12 protein-coding genes are annotated in these 16,838 nt (G+C 62.4%); 6 read left to right on the forward strand and 6 right to left on the reverse strand.

From position 1 onward, the window contains the following. Nucleotides 1-53: 53 nt before the first annotated feature. The 6 genes from groL to LNV06_RS22400 all read right to left on the reverse strand — a co-directional run bounded on the left by groL (nt 54) and on the right by LNV06_RS22400 (nt 6,615). Nucleotides 54-1,703 carry a chaperonin GroEL gene (gene groL / locus LNV06_RS22375; protein WP_263540525.1) on the reverse strand — a complete coding sequence of 550 codons (1,650 nt, stop codon included), beginning with the start codon at nt 1,701-1,703 and terminating at the stop codon, nt 54-56. 181 nt (nt 1,704-1,884) lie between these two features. Beyond that, entirely contained in the window at nt 1,885-2,175 is a 291-nt protein-coding gene (gene groES / locus LNV06_RS22380; protein ID WP_263540526.1) for a co-chaperone GroES, read from the reverse strand. Between the two features lie 242 nt (nt 2,176-2,417). Continuing rightward, the gene (locus tag LNV06_RS22385) at nt 2,418-2,897 is read right to left on the reverse strand and encodes a VOC family protein (protein WP_263540527.1); all 480 of its coding nucleotides are present in this window, start codon (nt 2,895-2,897) and stop codon (nt 2,418-2,420) included. Between the two features lie 88 nt (nt 2,898-2,985). Beyond that, nucleotides 2,986-4,323 carry an ABC transporter substrate-binding protein gene (locus LNV06_RS22390; protein WP_263540528.1) on the reverse strand — a complete coding sequence of 446 codons (1,338 nt, stop codon included), beginning with the start codon at nt 4,321-4,323 and terminating at the stop codon, nt 2,986-2,988. A gap of 77 nt (nt 4,324-4,400) precedes the next feature. Then, nucleotides 4,401-5,912, reverse strand: coding sequence for a sensor histidine kinase (locus LNV06_RS22395; RefSeq protein WP_263540529.1), 1,512 nt, complete (start codon nt 5,910-5,912; stop codon nt 4,401-4,403). A gap of 10 nt (nt 5,913-5,922) precedes the next feature. Beyond that, nucleotides 5,923-6,615, reverse strand: coding sequence for a response regulator transcription factor (locus tag LNV06_RS22400; RefSeq protein ID WP_263540530.1), 693 nt, complete (start codon nt 6,613-6,615; stop codon nt 5,923-5,925). A gap of 187 nt (nt 6,616-6,802) precedes the next feature. On the opposite strand from LNV06_RS22400, the gene LNV06_RS22405 reads away from it, so the two are divergent. The 6 genes from LNV06_RS22405 to LNV06_RS22430 all read left to right on the forward strand — a co-directional run bounded on the left by LNV06_RS22405 (nt 6,803) and on the right by LNV06_RS22430 (nt 16,837). Next, nucleotides 6,803-9,583, forward strand: coding sequence for a TonB-dependent receptor (locus LNV06_RS22405; RefSeq protein WP_263540531.1), 2,781 nt, complete (start codon nt 6,803-6,805; stop codon nt 9,581-9,583). A gap of 155 nt (nt 9,584-9,738) precedes the next feature. Beyond that, complete coding sequence (locus LNV06_RS22410) at nt 9,739-12,324, forward strand: glycoside hydrolase family 3 protein (RefSeq protein WP_263540532.1); 2,586 nt, start codon at nt 9,739-9,741, stop codon at nt 12,322-12,324. After that, nucleotides 12,321-13,727: a GH1 family beta-glucosidase gene (locus LNV06_RS22415; RefSeq protein ID WP_263540533.1), complete on the forward strand. Its 1,407-nt coding sequence runs from the start codon at nt 12,321-12,323 to the stop codon at nt 13,725-13,727. Before LNV06_RS22410 ends, LNV06_RS22415 begins: the two co-directional genes overlap by 4 nt. 41 nt (nt 13,728-13,768) lie before the next feature. Further along, nucleotides 13,769-15,004: an ABC transporter substrate-binding protein gene (locus LNV06_RS22420; protein WP_263540556.1), complete on the forward strand. Its 1,236-nt coding sequence runs from the start codon at nt 13,769-13,771 to the stop codon at nt 15,002-15,004. Between the two features lie 13 nt (nt 15,005-15,017). Beyond that, on the forward strand, nt 15,018-15,929 hold the full coding sequence (locus LNV06_RS22425; protein WP_263540534.1) for a carbohydrate ABC transporter permease: 912 nt from the start codon (nt 15,018-15,020) through the stop codon (nt 15,927-15,929). Between the two features lie 14 nt (nt 15,930-15,943). Beyond that, on the forward strand, nt 15,944-16,837 hold the full coding sequence (locus LNV06_RS22430; RefSeq protein ID WP_263540557.1) for a carbohydrate ABC transporter permease: 894 nt from the start codon (nt 15,944-15,946) through the stop codon (nt 16,835-16,837). Nucleotide 16,838: the final 1 nt, after the last annotated feature.

Genomic DNA, 16,838 nt, shown 5'->3' on the forward strand with positions numbered 1-16,838 from the left:
GAGCGACGGGGGCCGGGTCTTGCCTTTGCAGGCAAGTCCTGACCCCGCAGGCATTACATGCCCATATCGCCCATGCCACCCATGCCGCCCATGCCGCCAGGCATGCCACCGGCAGGCGCTTCGTCCTTCGGTGTTTCAGCGATCATGCACTCAGTGGTCAGCATCAGCGAAGCCACCGAAGCGGCGTTCTGCAGCGCAGTACGGGTCACCTTGGTGGGGTCCAGAATGCCCATTTCGATCATGTCGCCATAGGTGTCGTTGGCGGCGTTGAAGCCGTGGTTGCCCGAACCGGCCAACACAGCGTTCACGACCACCGAGGCTTCGCCACCGGCGTTGGCCACGATTTCGCGCAGAGGAGCTTCGATGGCCTTGAGCACCAGCTTGATGCCGGCGTCTTGGTCAGCGTTGTCACCCTTGATGGCGCCAGCCGCTTGCTTGGCGCGCAGCAGAGCCACGCCACCACCGGCCACGATGCCTTCTTCCACAGCAGCGCGAGTGGCGTGCAGGGCGTCTTCAACGCGGGCCTTCTTTTCCTTCATTTCGACTTCGGTGGCAGCGCCAACCTTGATCAGTGCAACACCGCCGGCCAGCTTGGCCACGCGCTCTTGCAGCTTTTCACGGTCGTAGTCGCTGGTCGCTTCTTCGATCTGAATACGCACTTGCTTGACGCGAGCTTCGATGTCAGCTGCAGCGCCCAGGCCGTCGATGATGGTGGTGTTTTCCTTGCCCACTTCGACGCGCTTGGCTTGGCCCAGATCGGCCAAAGTGACCTTCTCCAGAGTCAGGCCGACTTCTTCGGCGATGACCTTGCCGCCGGTCAGGATGGCGATGTCTTCCAGCATGGCCTTGCGGCGGTCGCCGAAGCCAGGGGCCTTCACAGCCACAACCTTCAGGATGCCGCGGATGGTGTTGACCACCAGAGTCGCCAGCGCTTCGCCGTCCACATCTTCAGCAATGATCAGCAGCGGGCGGCCCGACTTGGCCACTTGCTCCAGTGTGGGCAGCAGGTCGCGGATGTTGGAGATCTTCTTGTCGTACAGCAGCACGAAGGGGTTGTCCAACAGAGCGGCTTGCTTCTCTGGGTTGTTGATGAAGTAAGGGCTCAGGTAGCCGCGGTCGAATTGCATGCCTTCGACGACGTCCAGCTCGTTGTCCAGCGACTTGCCGTCTTCGACGGTGATGACGCCTTCCTTGCCGACCTTGTCCATCGCGTCAGCAATGATCTTGCCGATCGACTCGTCGCTATTGGCCGAGATCGAGCCAACTTGAGCGATTTCCTTGGACGTGGTGGTGGCCTTCGAAGCCTTCTTCAGCTCGGCGACCAGGGCTGTCACAGCCTTGTCGATGCCGCGCTTCAGGTCCATCGGGTTCATACCGGCGGCCACGTACTTCATGCCTTCGCGCACGATGGCTTGAGCCAGCACGGTCGCGGTGGTGGTGCCGTCACCGGCGTTGTCAGAAGTCTTGGAAGCGACTTCCTTGACCATCTGCGCGCCCATGTTCTGCAGCTTGTCTTTCAGTTCGACTTCCTTGGCCACGGACACACCGTCCTTGGTCACGGTCGGGGCGCCGTACGAACGCTCCAGCACCACATTGCGGCCCTTAGGACCCAGGGTCACCTTGACCGCATTGGCCAAGATGTTCACGCCTTCAACCATGCGTGCGCGGGCTTCGCCGCCGAAAACTACGTCTTTTGCTGCCATGAAATTTCTCCAAATTCGTGAATAAGGACCACGCTTTTGCTTGCCCAATCAATGGTTGAGAAGAAAAGCGTAGCGAGCGGCTGTCGGGCTAGGCGGACGAAGCGCAGGAACCGGAACGTGCTTGCTGCACGTGAGGATTCCGAGCATTCGGCCAACGACGCACGGCGGCCGCGCAGTAGCTTTACTTCTCAACAACGGCGAAGAGGTCTTCTTCGCGCATCACGAGCAGTTCATTGCCATCAACCTTAACGGTCTGGCCCGAGTACTTGCCGAACAAAACGCGGTCACCGACCTTGACGTTCAGGGCGATCAGGTCGCCACGGTCGTTGCGCTTGCCGTTACCGACGGCCAGCACTTCACCTTGGTCCGGCTTTTCAGCGGCGGCGTCAGGGATGAAGATGCCCGAGGCAGTCTTGGTTTCTTGTTCGAGGCGCTTAACGATCACGCGATCGTGCAGAGGACGCAGATTCATCACATCTCCTAGAGAGTTTCGGGACTTCGTTGAACTGGGCACCAGCAGGATCTGCCAGCCACCCGGCCTGGGAATTTCGAGACTTGGGACACCCGGCACGCCGGGTCTCTTACGTCGTTAGCACTCACAGGGAGCGAGTGCTAGCAGTCGAATTATATGGGCGGGTGTGACGCTTTCAAGTCCCTGGTCTCTTCAGTTGGGCGCTTTTGTCGTTCTTGTTTGCCAAACTGGGGCAGGGGGCATTAGCCCCGGCGCGCCGCCTCAATGGCTGCGATATCAATCTTGCCCATCTCCATCATGGCCTCGAAGGCGCGCTTGGCGGCGGCTCGGTCGGGGTCAGACAGCGCCTCGATCAGCGCGCGTGGCGTGATTTGCCAGGACACGCCCCATGGGTCTTTGCACCAACCGCAGGCACTGGCCTGGCCGCCGTTGTCGATGATGGCGTGCCACAGGCGATCGGTTTCGGCTTGGTCCTCGGTGGAGACCTGGAAGGAAAAAGCCTCGCTTTGCGCAAACATAGGTCCGCCGTTCAAGCCCAGGCAGGGGACGCCCAGCACGGTGAACTCGACGGTCAAGATGTCGTCCTCCTTGCCCGAGGGGTAGTCGCCGGGCGCTTGGTGGATGCCAGTCACCGCGCTGTCGGGGAAGGTGGCGGCATAGAAACGCGCGGCGTCCAAGGCGCCGCCGTTGTACCAAAGGCAGATGGTGTTTTTTGCAGCCATGGCAGTCTTTCCGACCAGAGTTAAGCGATTGTTGGGGCAATGCGCTCTTACTGTACAAGGCCTCGCATCGAGCGCGCCTTTCGGGTTTTCACCGCGATTTGGCGGCGGCCACGATGCGCTTGATGGCCTCAGCGCTGCTCATCTTGTCGCTGTTCCAGAACTGGCTGACTGCGTCCTTCAGCGCCCATTCAATCGGCGAAGTGACGGCCATGCCATTGGCCACCGAGGGCAGCAGGGAGGCTGACTTGGCCGCTGCGGTGAATTCTTGGGCCGAGGCTTTGGCGCAGTCGTCGAACTTGTCCATCTTCATGCCCATGCGCACCGGGATGCTGCCCTTGTTCAGATTGAAGACTTCCTGAAACTCGGGCGACATGACGGCGCTGGCCAGGTCTTTTTGGGCGGCAGTGTTGGCGGCGGTCTTCAGCTTGAACATCGCAAAGGAGTCGATCACAAAGATGAACGCCTTGCTGGTGCTGGGCGCCGGCGCGCAGATGAAACCCTTGCCCGGCAGGCTGCCGGCGGCCAGGAACTCGCCCTTGGCCCAGTCGCCCATCAACTGCATGCCGGCCTCGCCGCGGATCACCATGGCGGTGGCCAAGTTCCAGTCGCGGCCCGGCGCGTTCTTGTCGGTATAAGGCTTGATGCGCTTGTAGGTGCTCAAGACCTTTTCCATCGTCGGACCACTCAGCGCCTCAAGATCCCGCTGCACCAAGGCCTGCTGATAAAACTCCGGCCCGCCGACCCCTAAGGCCACGGTTTCAAACAGGGTCAGGTCTTGCCAGCTCTGGCCGCCGTGGGCCAGGGCGATGACGCCGGCTTTCTTGAGGGTTTCAGCCGCAGCAAAGAACTCGTCCCAATTGCTGGGTACCTTGGCGCCGGTGCGGGCAAAAACCACGGGGTTCACCCATAACCAATTGACCCGGTGCACATTCACGGGTACAGCGATGTAGTCGCCGCGGTACTTCATTTGCTCGCTGACCACCTTGGGCAGCAACTCGTCCCAGCGCTCGGCCTTGGCAACATCATTGATGCTGGCGAGCACCCCCTCATTGGCCCAGGCTTGCAGCGAAGGGCCTTTGATCTGCGCGGCCGCCGGTGCATTGCCCGACACTACCCGCGACTTCAGTACGGTGATGGCCGAATCGCCGCCGCTGCCGGCCACCGCAAAGTCTTTCCAGCTGTGGCCCTTGGCCTGCATGCTGGCCTTCAGGGCTTGGGCGGCGCGGGCTTCGCCGCCGCTGGTCCACCAGTGCAAAACCTCGATCTCGCCGGCCAGCCCAGGGCCAGCGCCGAACTGCAAACAAGCCCAGGCCAGCAGCAAAGCGGCAGACTTGTGTGGGCTGGCTTTCAAGGGCCGTCCGATAGGCGCGCGTGAGCCTTGACGATCACAGGCGTGCTGGCGCTCCAAGGCTTGGGTGGGCTTCATTGATGCATGAGTTCCTAGCGTGAGCCCGACGCTTGCGGCGCAGGGGAACTTTGAATTATTAACAAAAAATTAACGAATTAGCTTGAGGACAATCCCTGAACGGCGGCCGGCAGACTGACGCGAGCCAGCGCGCCGTGCGGCTGAACCGGCAGCATTTGCACACGCCCGGCGTGGCGCTCGACGATCTCGCGCACGATGGCCAAACCCAGTCCGCAGCCGGTGCCGTCATGGGTGGCGCGCACAAAGCGCTCGAAGACGCGCTCCGACTCGCTCTCCGGCACACCGGGGCCGTTGTCTTCCACCTCCAAGAACGCCTGACCGTCTTTGGCATAGACACGCACGGTGACGCTGGCGCCTCGGCCGGCGTAACGAATCGCGTTGTCAATCAAATTGACCAGGGCTTCGCGCAGCAAAGACTCAAAGCCGCGCACCGGGCAGCTGCGCCCCTGCTCTGAGGGCTCAAAGCCCAGATCCACCCCAGCCGCCAACGCGCGCGGGACCATCTCGGTGCTGATTTCACGGGCCAGCTGGCTCAGGTCCAAGCGGCTGCGGGCTTGTTGGCTGGCTGATTCGGGCTCGGCTCGCGCCAGGCTTAAGAGCTGGTTCACCAAGTGGGCGCTGCGGGTGGCGCTGCTGTGCACCAACTGCAGTCGGGCTTGCAAGGCCGGGTCTTTGGTGTCCAAGAGGGCCAGCTCGGTCTGGCTTTTCAGTCCCGCCAGCGGGGTGCGCAACTGGTGGGCGGCATCGCTGATGAAGCGCTTTTGCGCTACGACGTTGTGGTTCACCTCGACCAGCAAGCTGTTCATGGCCAGGGCCAGCGAACGCACCTCGGGCGGCGCGGCATTGATCTTGATGGGGGTCAGGTCATTGGCGGCGCGCCCCTCCACTTGGCGCTGCAGCAGGGCCAGTGGTTTCAGGCCGGTGCGCACGCCGGCCCAGACAATCATGGTCATCAAGGCCATCAACACCGATAGCGGCAGCACCGTATCGAGCAGGATCTGCCGTGCCAGCAGCTCGCGGTTGGTGCTGGAGCGGGCCACTTGCACCAACATGCTCTGGCCGGGCGAATCGGGCGTGCCGTAGCGCAGCAGCAAGGCCGCTACACGCAGGCGCTGCGGCTCGGAGCTGGCGGGTGCGCCGCTGGCGCTGGACTCGGGCGCGGCCGCAGCGTCGCTGGCGGCCAGCTTGCCGTTGTAGAAAAAAGGCTCGCCGTAGACCGGCTTGGCGCCTGGCGGCAGTGGCGGCAGATTGCGGTTGCCGAGGATGAATTGGCCGGGAGGCATGCTGACGGTGTAGAGCACCCGGTCGCTGGGGTCGGCTTCCAGAATGTCTTGCGCGGCGCGCGGGAAGTCGATGAACAGGCCGTTGTCTAGCGGCTTGACCTGGCGCGCGAGGGTTCGCGAGGTTTGCGACAAGCTCGCGTCAATGGCCGCGTTGGCGTAATGCTCGGCCAGTTTGTAGGTGAACAGGGCGGCGGCCAGCCACAAGACCACCTGCGGCATCAGCAGCCAGACAAACAGCTGCCGGTGCAGCGAGCGGGCGGCCGTGCTCACATGGGGCGCTTCGCTGACCGTCTCGAGGCTTGTCATAGGCGGCTGCTCAAGTCGGTGTAGTCATGCCGCCGCCGGCTTCGGCTTCCAGCAAATAGCCCAGGCCGCGCACGGTGCGAATCTGCAGGCCCGTGCCTTCGAGCTTGCGGCGCAGGCGGTGGATGTAGACCTCCACCGAATTGCCACCGCCGTTTTCGCCCCGGTCTTGCGCCCAGGCAGCGACGATTTGCTCCTTGGTGACGACGCGGTCACGTTCCAGCAGCAGCAAGTCCAACAAGAGCCATTCGCGCGGGCTCAGCTCCAGCGATTCGCCATGTACGCTGGCGCGCCGCGCATTGCGGTCGAAGTTCAGATTGCCCAGTTCTTGCCCGGCCGTCAGCGGCCGGCCGCGGCGCAGCAGGGCATGCAGCCGCGCCTTCAGTTCGGGGAAGTCAAAAGGCTTGGTCAGATAGTCATCTGCACCGGCGTTCAGGCCGGAGACGCGGTCGTCCAGGCTGTCCAGCGCGGTCAAGACCAAGACCGGCAGATTGCGCCGCGCCGCCCGCAGTTTCTTTAAAACCGTTAAGCCGTCGACCATGGGCAGGCCCAGATCCAGGATGGCAATGTCAAAGGGCGACTTCAGCAACAGGTACTCGGCCACCGCCCCATTGGGCGCATGTTCGACCTCAAATCCAGAGCGCCGCAGCTGCACGGTCAGGGCGTCGGCCAGGATGGCATCGTCTTCGGCTAGCAATAGGTTCATGGGGTGTCAGGCGGTTGGCCGCAGGTGATGGTTTTAAAACATCAATTCAAGGGTTAATACCAAATTAACGAAACATTAACATCGTTAAGAATGCATTCCAGTTTCAGCGCTTTATGACAGGGCAGTGTAATGTCCGTTCGCTGATGCCGATGCCTTGCCCCAGGACAGTCACAGGAGACAACCCGAGATGAAGAACTCCCAGCATTTCAGCGACACGCAGCAAAGCGCAGTGCGCCGGCGTGGTTTGGCCTTGCAGATCAGCCCGGTTGCGGCCGCCTGCGCCACGCTTTTGTTTGCAGCCCAGGTCTGCCAAGCCCAATCGGCCGCGGCCGCGGACAACAAGGCCCAGGCCGACAACCCGCAGCAGCTCGAAACCATTGTGGTCAGCGGCATCCGGCGCGGCATCGAGGCCTCGGTAGCGTCCAAGCGCAACTCCGACTCCATCGTGGAAGTGATCTCGGCCGAAGACATCGGCAAGCTGCCCGACACCAGCATTGCCGAATCGCTGTCGCGCCTACCCGGTCTGACCGCGCAGCGCGTGGACGGTCGTGCCCAAGGCATCCAGGTCCGCGGTCTGGCGGGCAACTTTGCCGGCACCTTGTTGAATGGCCGTGAAATGGTCAGCACCAGCGACAACCGCGGTGTGGAGTTCGACCAGTTCCCCTCCGAGCTGCTGAGCGCGGTCAAGGTTTACAAGACGCCTGACGCCAGCCTGGTCGGCCAAGGTCTGGCCGGCACCATCGATATGCAAACCGTGCGTCCGCTGAACTTCGGCGGCCGCCAACTGGTCTTCAACGCCCGCGCCGAAAGAAACTCGAACGGCCAAGTCACCCCCGGCCCCGGCGCCAATGGCAACCGCCTGAGCGCGTCCTACATTGATCAATTCGCCGATCGCACCATTGGCGTGGCGATTGGCTTTGCGCATCTGGACTCGCCCGGCCAAGAGAAGCATTACAAATCTTGGTGGTGGGCCGACACCGGCCCTTGGGGCAAGCAGATCGCTGGCGTGCCCAAGGGCGCGGCCACGCTGAACGGCTTTGAAGACACCGTCACTGCCTCCAAGCAAGTGCGCAATGGTTTGATGGCCGCGCTGGAATACAAGCCGAATGATCAGTTCCACAGCGTGCTGGACCTGTACTACAGCAAGTTCAAGCAAGAGCGCAATTACCGCGCCCTGATGTCCAACCTCGGCCCCACTTGGAATGACGCGACCGAGCCGGTCTATTCGAATGTGAAGACGGGCGAGGTCAATGGCGATCTGTTCGTCACCAATGCCACCGTCGGCAACTTGAAGCCGGTGCATCTGAGCCAGTTCAACACCCGCGATGACGACATCCGCGCCTTTGGTTGGAACAACAAGCTGAAGATTGGCGACTCTTGGGTCGCCACGGCCGACCTGAGCTACTCACGCGCCAAGCGTCAAGAGCAGTTCATGGAGCTGAGCGCCGGCTCGGTCTTGCCGACCACGCTGGACATCAATGTGCAGACCGGCAGTGGCATCTCGCAGATCACTACGCCGTTCAATTACGCCGATTCCAGCAAGATCTTGTTGAGCGACCCGGCAGGTTGGGGCCATGACGGCCGCAGCAACTACCCGATGTCCAACGACGAGATCAAGGCCTTGCGCCTCTCGGCCAAGCGTGATCTGGACGGCTTCTTCAGCAGTGTTGAGTTGGGTCTGAACCTGAATCAGCGCAGCAAAGAAGTCGACATGATGGAGTACGAGCTCAATCTGAAGAACGGCCGTGCGCCCGTCGCTGTGCCTGCCAATCTCTTGTTGGGAAGCAGCTCGCTGGCCTTTGGTGGCATTCCGTCCATCCTTTCTTACGATGTGATGGCGGCCAAGGATTCGCTCTACAACCAGACCGAAATTGGTGCCGACAAGACCTTTGCTCGCCACTACGGCGTGTCGGAGAAAGTCTCCACCGCCTATCTGCAGGCCAATATCGACACCACCTTGTTCGGCCGTCCGCTGCGCGGCAATATGGGTGTGCAATATGTGCGCACGCATCAGGAATCGAACGGCTTTGTGTGGGACGGCAGCAAGTCGGTGCCCATCACCGGCGGTACCGATTACGTGGACTGGCTGCCTAGCTTGAACCTGGTGTCCGAGTTGCCGGCTGACACCATCGTGCGCTTCGGTATGGCTCGCTCCAACGCGCGCCCCCGCATGAACGATATGCGTGCCGGCTTCACCGGCGTGAGCGTGGACCCCATCATCAAGACCTGGAGCGGCAGCGGTGGCAACCCCACCCTGAAGCCATGGCTGGCCGATTCGGTGGACCTGTCGATCGAGAAGTACATCGGTAAGCGCAGCTACCTGTCCTATGCCATCTTCCACAAGAAGCTGCTGAACTTCATTGGCTCGGGCACGGTCCAGTATGACTTTACCGGCTTCCCCAACAACGGCAAGCCGCCGGTGGTGCCTATCTCCAATATCGGTACCCTGACCACGCTGCAAAACGGCAATGGCGGCATGGTGGCCGGTTATGAGTTGGCGGCTTCGCTGGAAGCCTCAATGCTGAGCCAGGCCCTGGATGGTTTTGGTCTGGTGGGGAGCTACTCCAACACCCGCAGCAATCTGAACGACGACGGCTTCAAGAACGGCATCGACGGTCTGTCCGGCATCGTGCGCAGCTGGTCGGCTTATTACGAGAAGGGCGGTTTCTCGGCGCGTATCGGCCAACGCTATCGCTCCGACTACACCGCCAAGACTCGCGGCATCTTCTACTCGGAAGCCATCAGCAATATCAACCAAGAAACGGTGACCGATATGCAGGTGGGCTACAGCTTCGATTCCGGCATGTTCAAGGGTCTGGGCCTGCTCTTGCAGGTCAACAACCTGACGGATGAGCCCTATCGGACCAGCGTCAGTGTCGGCAACGGCAAGAACCCGGATAACCTGATGCCCGAGCGCTACACCACCTACGGCCGTCAGGTCATGATGGGGGTGAACTACAAGTTCTAAGCGCCAAACTGCTCGCCTTCGGCGGGCATTAGGGAAGAACCGATGGGCAGGTGGGGTGAACTCAGCCTTGATGGGTCCTTGATGGACGATTGAGGCCGTTTCCATCCCCCTGCCCGCGGCGTCACAGCCGAATCACGAAACTTTTTGAGTCCGCCATGCCCATGAACCTGACCCGAGTTCCATCGCTCTTGTCCTGCCTGAGTGCAGCGGCTCTCTTGGCCTGTGTTGCGGCGCAGACCCAGGCCGCTCCGACCTTGCGCGACTGGCCGGCTGTGAAGAGTGCAGTTGCGCAAGACCCGGCGATGGAGGCGCGCATTGCGGCCATCGTGGCGGGCATGAGCTTGGCCGAGAAGGTGGGTCAGATGACCCAGCCAGAGATCAAATCGATCACCCCCGCAGAAGTGGGGCGCTACTACATTGGCTCGGTGTTGAATGGCGGCGGCACCTGGCCGGGCAATCAGCGCGATGCCTCGGCTGCCGATTGGTTGGCCTTGTCGCAAGCCTATTACGAGGCTTCGATGGCCAGCGGCGCGCGCACGCCGATTCCGCTGATCTGGGGCACCGACGCGGTCCACGGCCACGGCAATGTGCGCGGCGCCACCCTGTTCCCCCACAACATCGGCCTGGGCGCTGCGAATGACGCCGCCTTGGTTGAAGCCATCGGCGCGGCCACCGCCAAAGCGGTGCGCGCCACGGGCATTCAGTGGGTGTTCGCTCCGACCCTGGCGGTGGCCCAAGATGCCCGCTGGGGCCGCACCTACGAGAGCTTTGCGGCCGATCCGCAAGTGGTGGCTCGCCTGGGTGCCGCTTCGGTGCGCGGCCTGCAGGGTGACCTGAAGAGCGACCTGAAGAGTGACAGCAAGGTGGTCGCCACCGCCAAGCATTTCATCGGCGACGGCAGCACCGAGTTTGGCCGCGACCAAGGCCACAGCAAGATCAGCCGTGCGCAGATGATCAATGTGCACGGCCAGGGCTATTACGCCACTTTGGCGACCGGCGTGCAGACGGTGATGGCCTCCTTCCACAGCTGGACCGATGTTGCCGCTAAATCGGCAGCCAAAGCAGGCGGCCATGACTACGGCAAGATGCACGGCAGCCACGCCCTGCTGACCGAGGCCCTGAAGCAAAAGATGGGTTTTGACGGCTTTGTTGTCTCCGACTGGAACGGCATCGGCCAGGTGCCCGGCTGCAGCGACAACAGCTGCGCCCAGGCCATCAAGGCCGGGGTGGACATGGTGATGGTGCCCGAGGACTGGCGCGCCTTCATCAAGAACACCATCGCTCAAGTCGAGCGCGGTGAGATCCCCATGGCTCGCATTGACGATGCGGTGAGCCGCATCCTGCGCGTCAAGCTGCGTGCTGGTTTGTTCGAAACCTCGCCCAATCAAAGTGCTGTGGCTGGTAAGTCCGAGGCCTTGCTGGACCGCGACTTGGCTCGCCGTGCAGTGCGCCAGACCTTGGTGCTCTTGAAGAACGAGCGCGGCACGCTGCCGCTGGCGCAAGGTAAACGCATCCTGGTGGTAGGCAAGAGCGCCGACAACTTGGCCAACCAGGCCGGCGGCTGGAGCTTGACCTGGCAGGGCACCGACACGCAAAACGCCGATTTCCCGGCTTCGCAATCGCTGCTGGCGGGTATTCGTGAAGTGGCCGGCGCGGCCGAAGTCGCCTTCAGCGCCAACGCCGCCGATGTGGATGTGAGCCGCTTTGACGTCGTCATCGCGGTGCTCGGCGAAACCCCCTATGCCGAAGGCGTGGGTGATATCTCGCCTTCCAGCAGCTTGCAGCACAGCCAGCGCTACCCCGAAGACTTGGCCGTTTTGCGCGCCGTCAGCGGCAAAGGCGTGCCGGTGACCACCGTCTTCATGAGTGGCCGCACCATCTACACCCATGATTTGCTCAACCTGTCCGACGCCTTTGTGGCCGCCTGGCTGCCCGGCAGCGAAGCCGGGGGCGTGGCCGACGTCTTGTTCAAAGGCGCGAACGGTCAGCCGGCCCATGACTTCCGCGCCAAGCTGCCTTTTGCTTGGCCGGCCGCACCTTGCGTCAGCGCCAAGAGCAAGCCTTTGTTCAAGGCGGGCTACGGCCTGAGCTATGCCAAGCCCGGCCATGTGGCGCAACTGCCGGTGAGGCAAATGAGCGGCGGCTGCGATGTGTCCAAAGAGTTGCTGATCTTCCGCCAGACCGGCCAGGGTCCTTTCCAGATGCATGTGGGCAGCCCCACGGGAGCCTGGCCGAATCGCGGCCTGGGTTCGGATTTGAATGCGGTGCTGGAGGTGCCAGCCGATCAGCCCGCCATCCGGGTCTCCAGCAGCCAGGTCAACACCCAGCAAGATGCCAAGCGTTTGGTATGGATGGGACCGGCCACCTTCCATATCGGCGCTAACCAGCAAAGTGATCTGACGGTTTACCCCGCGCCAGCCCTGGTGTTCGATCTGATCGTCGAGCAAGCCGCCACCCAGCCGGTGCGCTTGCGCATGGAATGCGGCCCCGCTTGCTCGGGCAGCTTGACCCTGAACGCGGCCCTGGCCAGCCGGCCCATAGCCCAGCGCCAGAGCTTGAAGATTCCGCTCGCCTGCTTTGCTGAGCAGGGCGCCAATCTGAGCCGCATAGGCTCACCTTTCAGCCTCACGGCCGACGCACCTTTTGCTGCGGCCATCGCCAATATCCGCGTCGTCTCGGGGGCCGCCCGCGATGCCGACGCCCTCAGCTGCTCTCAGCTTTCCAACGCTTCTCAACCATGACTTTGCCGAATTCCTTGTCTTTGAATACTGAACTGAGCGCCGCAGCCGCCATGCCGCAAATCACGCGTCGCGATTTCCCCAGCGACTTCCGCTGGGGTTGCTCCACCTCCTCCTACCAGATCGAAGGCGCGATCCATGAAGACGGCCGTGGCGAATCGATTTGGGATCGTTTCTGCAGCGAACCCGGTCGCATCCGTGACGGCAGCAGTGGCGCGGTCGCCTGCGACCATTACCACCGCTGGCCCGAAGACCTGGACATGGCGCAGCAACTGGGCGTCAACGCCTACCGCTTCTCCATCGCCTGGCCGCGCCTGCTGCCGCAAGGGCGTGGTGCCGTCAATGAAAAGGGTTTGGACTTTTATTCCCGCCTGGTCGACGGCATGCTGGAGCGCGGCCTGCAACCCTGGGCCACGCTTTACCACTGGGACCTGCCGCAGGCCCTGCAAGACAAGGGCGGCTGGGCCAACCGCGCCACCGTCGATGCCTTCTTGGAGTACACCGAACTGGTGGCGCGCCGCCTGGGCGACCGGGTCAAGCACTGGATCACCCACAACGAGCCCTATTGCACCGCCTTCCTCGGCAACTTCGAGGGCAACCATGCGCCGGGTTTGAAGGACCACAAGACCGCCTTGCTGGTCTGCCACCACCTGCTGCTCTCGCATGGCCGCGCCGTGCCGCTGATCAAGCGCTTGGTGCCGGATGCGCAAGTGGGCATCACCCTGAGCCTGCACCCGATCTCGCCGGCCAGCGACAGCGCGGCCGATGCCGCCGCGGCCGAGCGCCACGACGGCCTGCGCAACCGTTGGTTCCTCGACCCCTTGCATGGTCGTGGCTACCCGCAAGACATCTTGGCTCTCTTGGGTGACGAGGCGCCCCACGCCCTCAGTACCGATTTGCGCGAGATCGCCACGCCGACCGATTTCTTGGGCGTCAATTACTACTTCCCTGAGCGGATTGAGAACGCGCCCGGCGTGGCCCCCATCGCCACCCGCGTGGTCGAAACGCCCGGTGTCGAGCGCACCGCCTTTGGCTGGGAAGTTGACCCCGAGGGCATGGTGACCCTGCTAACCCGCATCCAGCGCGACTACGCGCCGAACTGCGTCTACCTGACCGAGAACGGCTCGACCTTCGAGGACGAGATGCTGCCCGACGGTCGGGTCGAGGATGTGCAGCGCCGCAGCTATCTGGCCCGCCATCTGGCGGCCGCGCAGCGCTCTATGGCCGCCGGGGTGCCTTTGAAGGGCTACTTTGCCTGGAGCTTGCTCGATAACTTCGAGTGGGCCGAAGGCTATCTGCGCCGCTTCGGTCTGAGTTATGTCGACTTTGAAACCCAGCAACGTACCCTGAAGGCCAGCGGCCAGTGGTACGCCCAGTTTCTGCAGCCTGGAGACGCTGAAAAATGAAGCTCACCTCTCGTCCTGTTCTGAGCCAGATCATTGGCTTGATGGCCGCACTTGGCAGCGTCTGCGCAGCCCAGGCGCAGACCAAGCCCGGGGCAGCTTCGGCAGCAGCGCCGCTGAAAGCCGAAGTGATTCACTGGTGGACCTCCGGCGGTGAGTCGGCCGCCGTCAAGGCCCTGGCCGACGCCTACAGCGCCGCCGGTGGCGCTTGGAAGGACACGGCCGTGGCCCTGGGCGAGCAAGCCCGCTCGGTGGCCATCAACCGCATCGTCGGTGGCAATCCGCCGACGGCGGCGCAGTTCAACACCTCCAAGCAGTTTTTGGATGTGGTGGACCAGGGCCTGCTGAACAATATCGACGAGGCCGCCGCCGCCGGAAAATGGGATCAGGTCTTGCCTGAGACCGTGCTCAAGGTCATAAAGGTCAAGGGGCACTACTACGCCGCACCGGTCAATATCCATATGCCGGCTTGGATCTGGACCTCCAAGGCCGCCTTCAAAAAGGCCGGCATCGCGGGCGAACCCAAGACCATGGACGAGCTTTTTGCCGCGCTCGACAAGCTCAAGGCCGCCGGCCTGATCGGCCTGGCTCATGGCGGCCAGCCCTGGCAGGACAACACGGTGTTTGCCGCTGTGCTCAGCAATGTGGGCGGGCGCGAGCTCTACCTCAAGGTGATGCGCGACCGCGACCCCAAGGCCATCATGTCGCCCGAGTTCAAGAATGTGCTGCTGAGCTTCAAGCGCTTGCAGAGCTATGTGGACAAGGGCTCGCCGGGCCGCAACTGGAACGACGCCACCGCCTTGCTGATCAATGGCAAGGCCGGCGTGCAGTTCATGGGTGACTGGGCCAAGGGTGAGTTCGCCCTGGCCAAGCAAGAAGCCGGGCGCGACTATGGCTGCATCGCCGGTTTTGGCCCCAACTCGCCTTACATCATCCAGGGCGATGTCTTGGTCTTCCCCAAGACCAACCAGCCCGAGGCCATCAAGGCGCAAAAGCTGCTCGCCACCGTGGCCACGACGCCGGCCACGCAGATCGCCTTCAGCATCAAGAAGGGCTCCATCCCAGCGCGTACCGATGTGGATGCCAGCCAGCTGGACATCTGCGGTCAGCAAGGCGTGGCCATCATGAAGGACAAGACGCGGCACCTGGGCAATGGCGAGGTCTACCTGACGCCGGATCAAAACGGCGCCATGCAAGACATCGTCACCGCCTACTGGAACCGCAACATCCCGGTCGAGAAGGTACAAAAAGACCTGATCGCGGCGCTCAATAGCAACTGATGGCTGTCCGCTGATGTCCTCCCCCAAACAGCCTTCAAAGCGGCTTTCAAAATGGCGCGGTCTCACGCCCTGGGCGGCTCTGCTGCCCATGGCGCTGACGGTGCTGCTGGGCTATCTCGGCGCGGTGCTCTGGACCCTGCGCGTCTCGCTCAGCAGCTCGCGCACCTTCCCCAAGGATGATTTCGTCGGCCTGGCTCAGTTCGAGCGTTTGTTCGGCAATGAACGCTGGTTGCTCTCGCTGGAGAACTTGGCCATCTACGGCGTTCTGTTCATCCTGGCCTGCATGGTGATCGGCTTTTTGTTGGCCGTCTTCATCGACCAAAAAGTGAGGGGCGAGGGCCTCTTGCGCACCATCTTTCTCTACCCCTACGCCATGTCCTTCGTGGCCACCGGCCTGGTCTGGCAATGGGTACTCAATCCCACCGACGGGATCCAGCAAGCGGTGCGCCAAATGGGCTTCGAGAACTTCACTTTTGACTGGATCATTGACCAGGACAAGGTCATCTACACCGTGGTGATCGCTTCGGTCTGGCAGGCTTCGGGCCTAGTGATGGCGCTGCTCTTGGCCGGCCTGCGCGGCATTGATGAAGACATCTGGAAGGCTGCGCGCATCGACGGCATCAAGCCCTGGCGTGTGTATCTGTCTATCGTTTTGCCGATGCTCGGAGCTTCATTCGCTACCGTCTTCGTGCTGCTCTTCACCGCCGCGGTGAAAGTGTTTGACGCCGTCGCCGCCATGACCCAAGGCGGACCCGGCACGGCCAGTGATGTGCCGGCCAAATTCATCATGGACCACTTGTTCGGTCGCGCCAATATCGCCCTGGCTTCAGCCGGCGCCATCGTGTTGCTGCTGACCGTGCTGGCCTTGGTGGCGCCATTTTTCTACGCCCGCAGCCGCAAGGCAGGGCAGGGGAGAGGCGCATGAGCCACTCAGCTGCAATGATGGAAAAAACTCAGGCCGCCCGCCGCGCCAAAGCGCGCGGGCAGTTCAACCCAGCGCGCTGGGGCATCTACGCCTTCTTGGTGACGGCGGCCCTGTTCTTCCTGGCGCCGCTCTACATCATGCTGGTCACCTCTTTCAAGACCATGGAGGAGATTCGCCTGGGCCAGCTCTTTGCGCTGCCCATGCAGGCCACGCTGGACCCCTGGCGCGCTGCCTGGAGTGAGGTCTGCACGGGCGTGTCTTGCGAAGGCATCAGCGCGGGCTTCTGGAACTCGGTCGCCATCGTCGTGCCCAGCACCATCCTGCCGGTGTTCATCGGTGCTTTGAATGGCTATGCGCTGAGCTTTTGGCGGCCGCGTGGCGCCAATCTGCTGTTTGGCATCTTGATGCTGGGCGCTTTCATTCCCGTGCAAGTGATGATTTATCCGCTGGTCAAGGTGATGGCGACGCTGGGCATTTACAGCTCGCTGCCCGGCATCGTGGCGGTGCATTTGATCTTCAGCATGCCGGTGATGACGCTGCTGTTTCGCAACTATTACAGCGCCATTCCGCAAGAGCTGTTCAAGGCGGCGCGCATCGATGGTGGCGGCTTCTGGCGCATCTTCTTGCAGCTGATGTTGCCCATGTCCACGCCCATCATCGTGGTGGCGGCCATCATGCAAGTGACCGGTGTGTGGAACGACTACATCCTCGGCCTGGTCTTCGCCGGTCGCGAGCATCTGCCGATGACGGTGCAGCTCAACAACGTGATCAACACCACCACCGGTGAGCGGCTTTACAACGTGAACATGGCGGCCACCATCCTCACCTCCATGGTGCCCTTGCTGGTTTATTTCGTCTCCGGACGCTGGTTTGTGCGCGGCATTGCGGCCGGCGCGGTCAAAGGTTGAT

Source organism: Paucibacter sp. Y2R2-4 (genome assembly GCF_025717535.1).
In the GTDB taxonomy this organism is placed as follows: domain Bacteria; phylum Pseudomonadota; class Gammaproteobacteria; order Burkholderiales; family Burkholderiaceae_C; genus Paucibacter_A.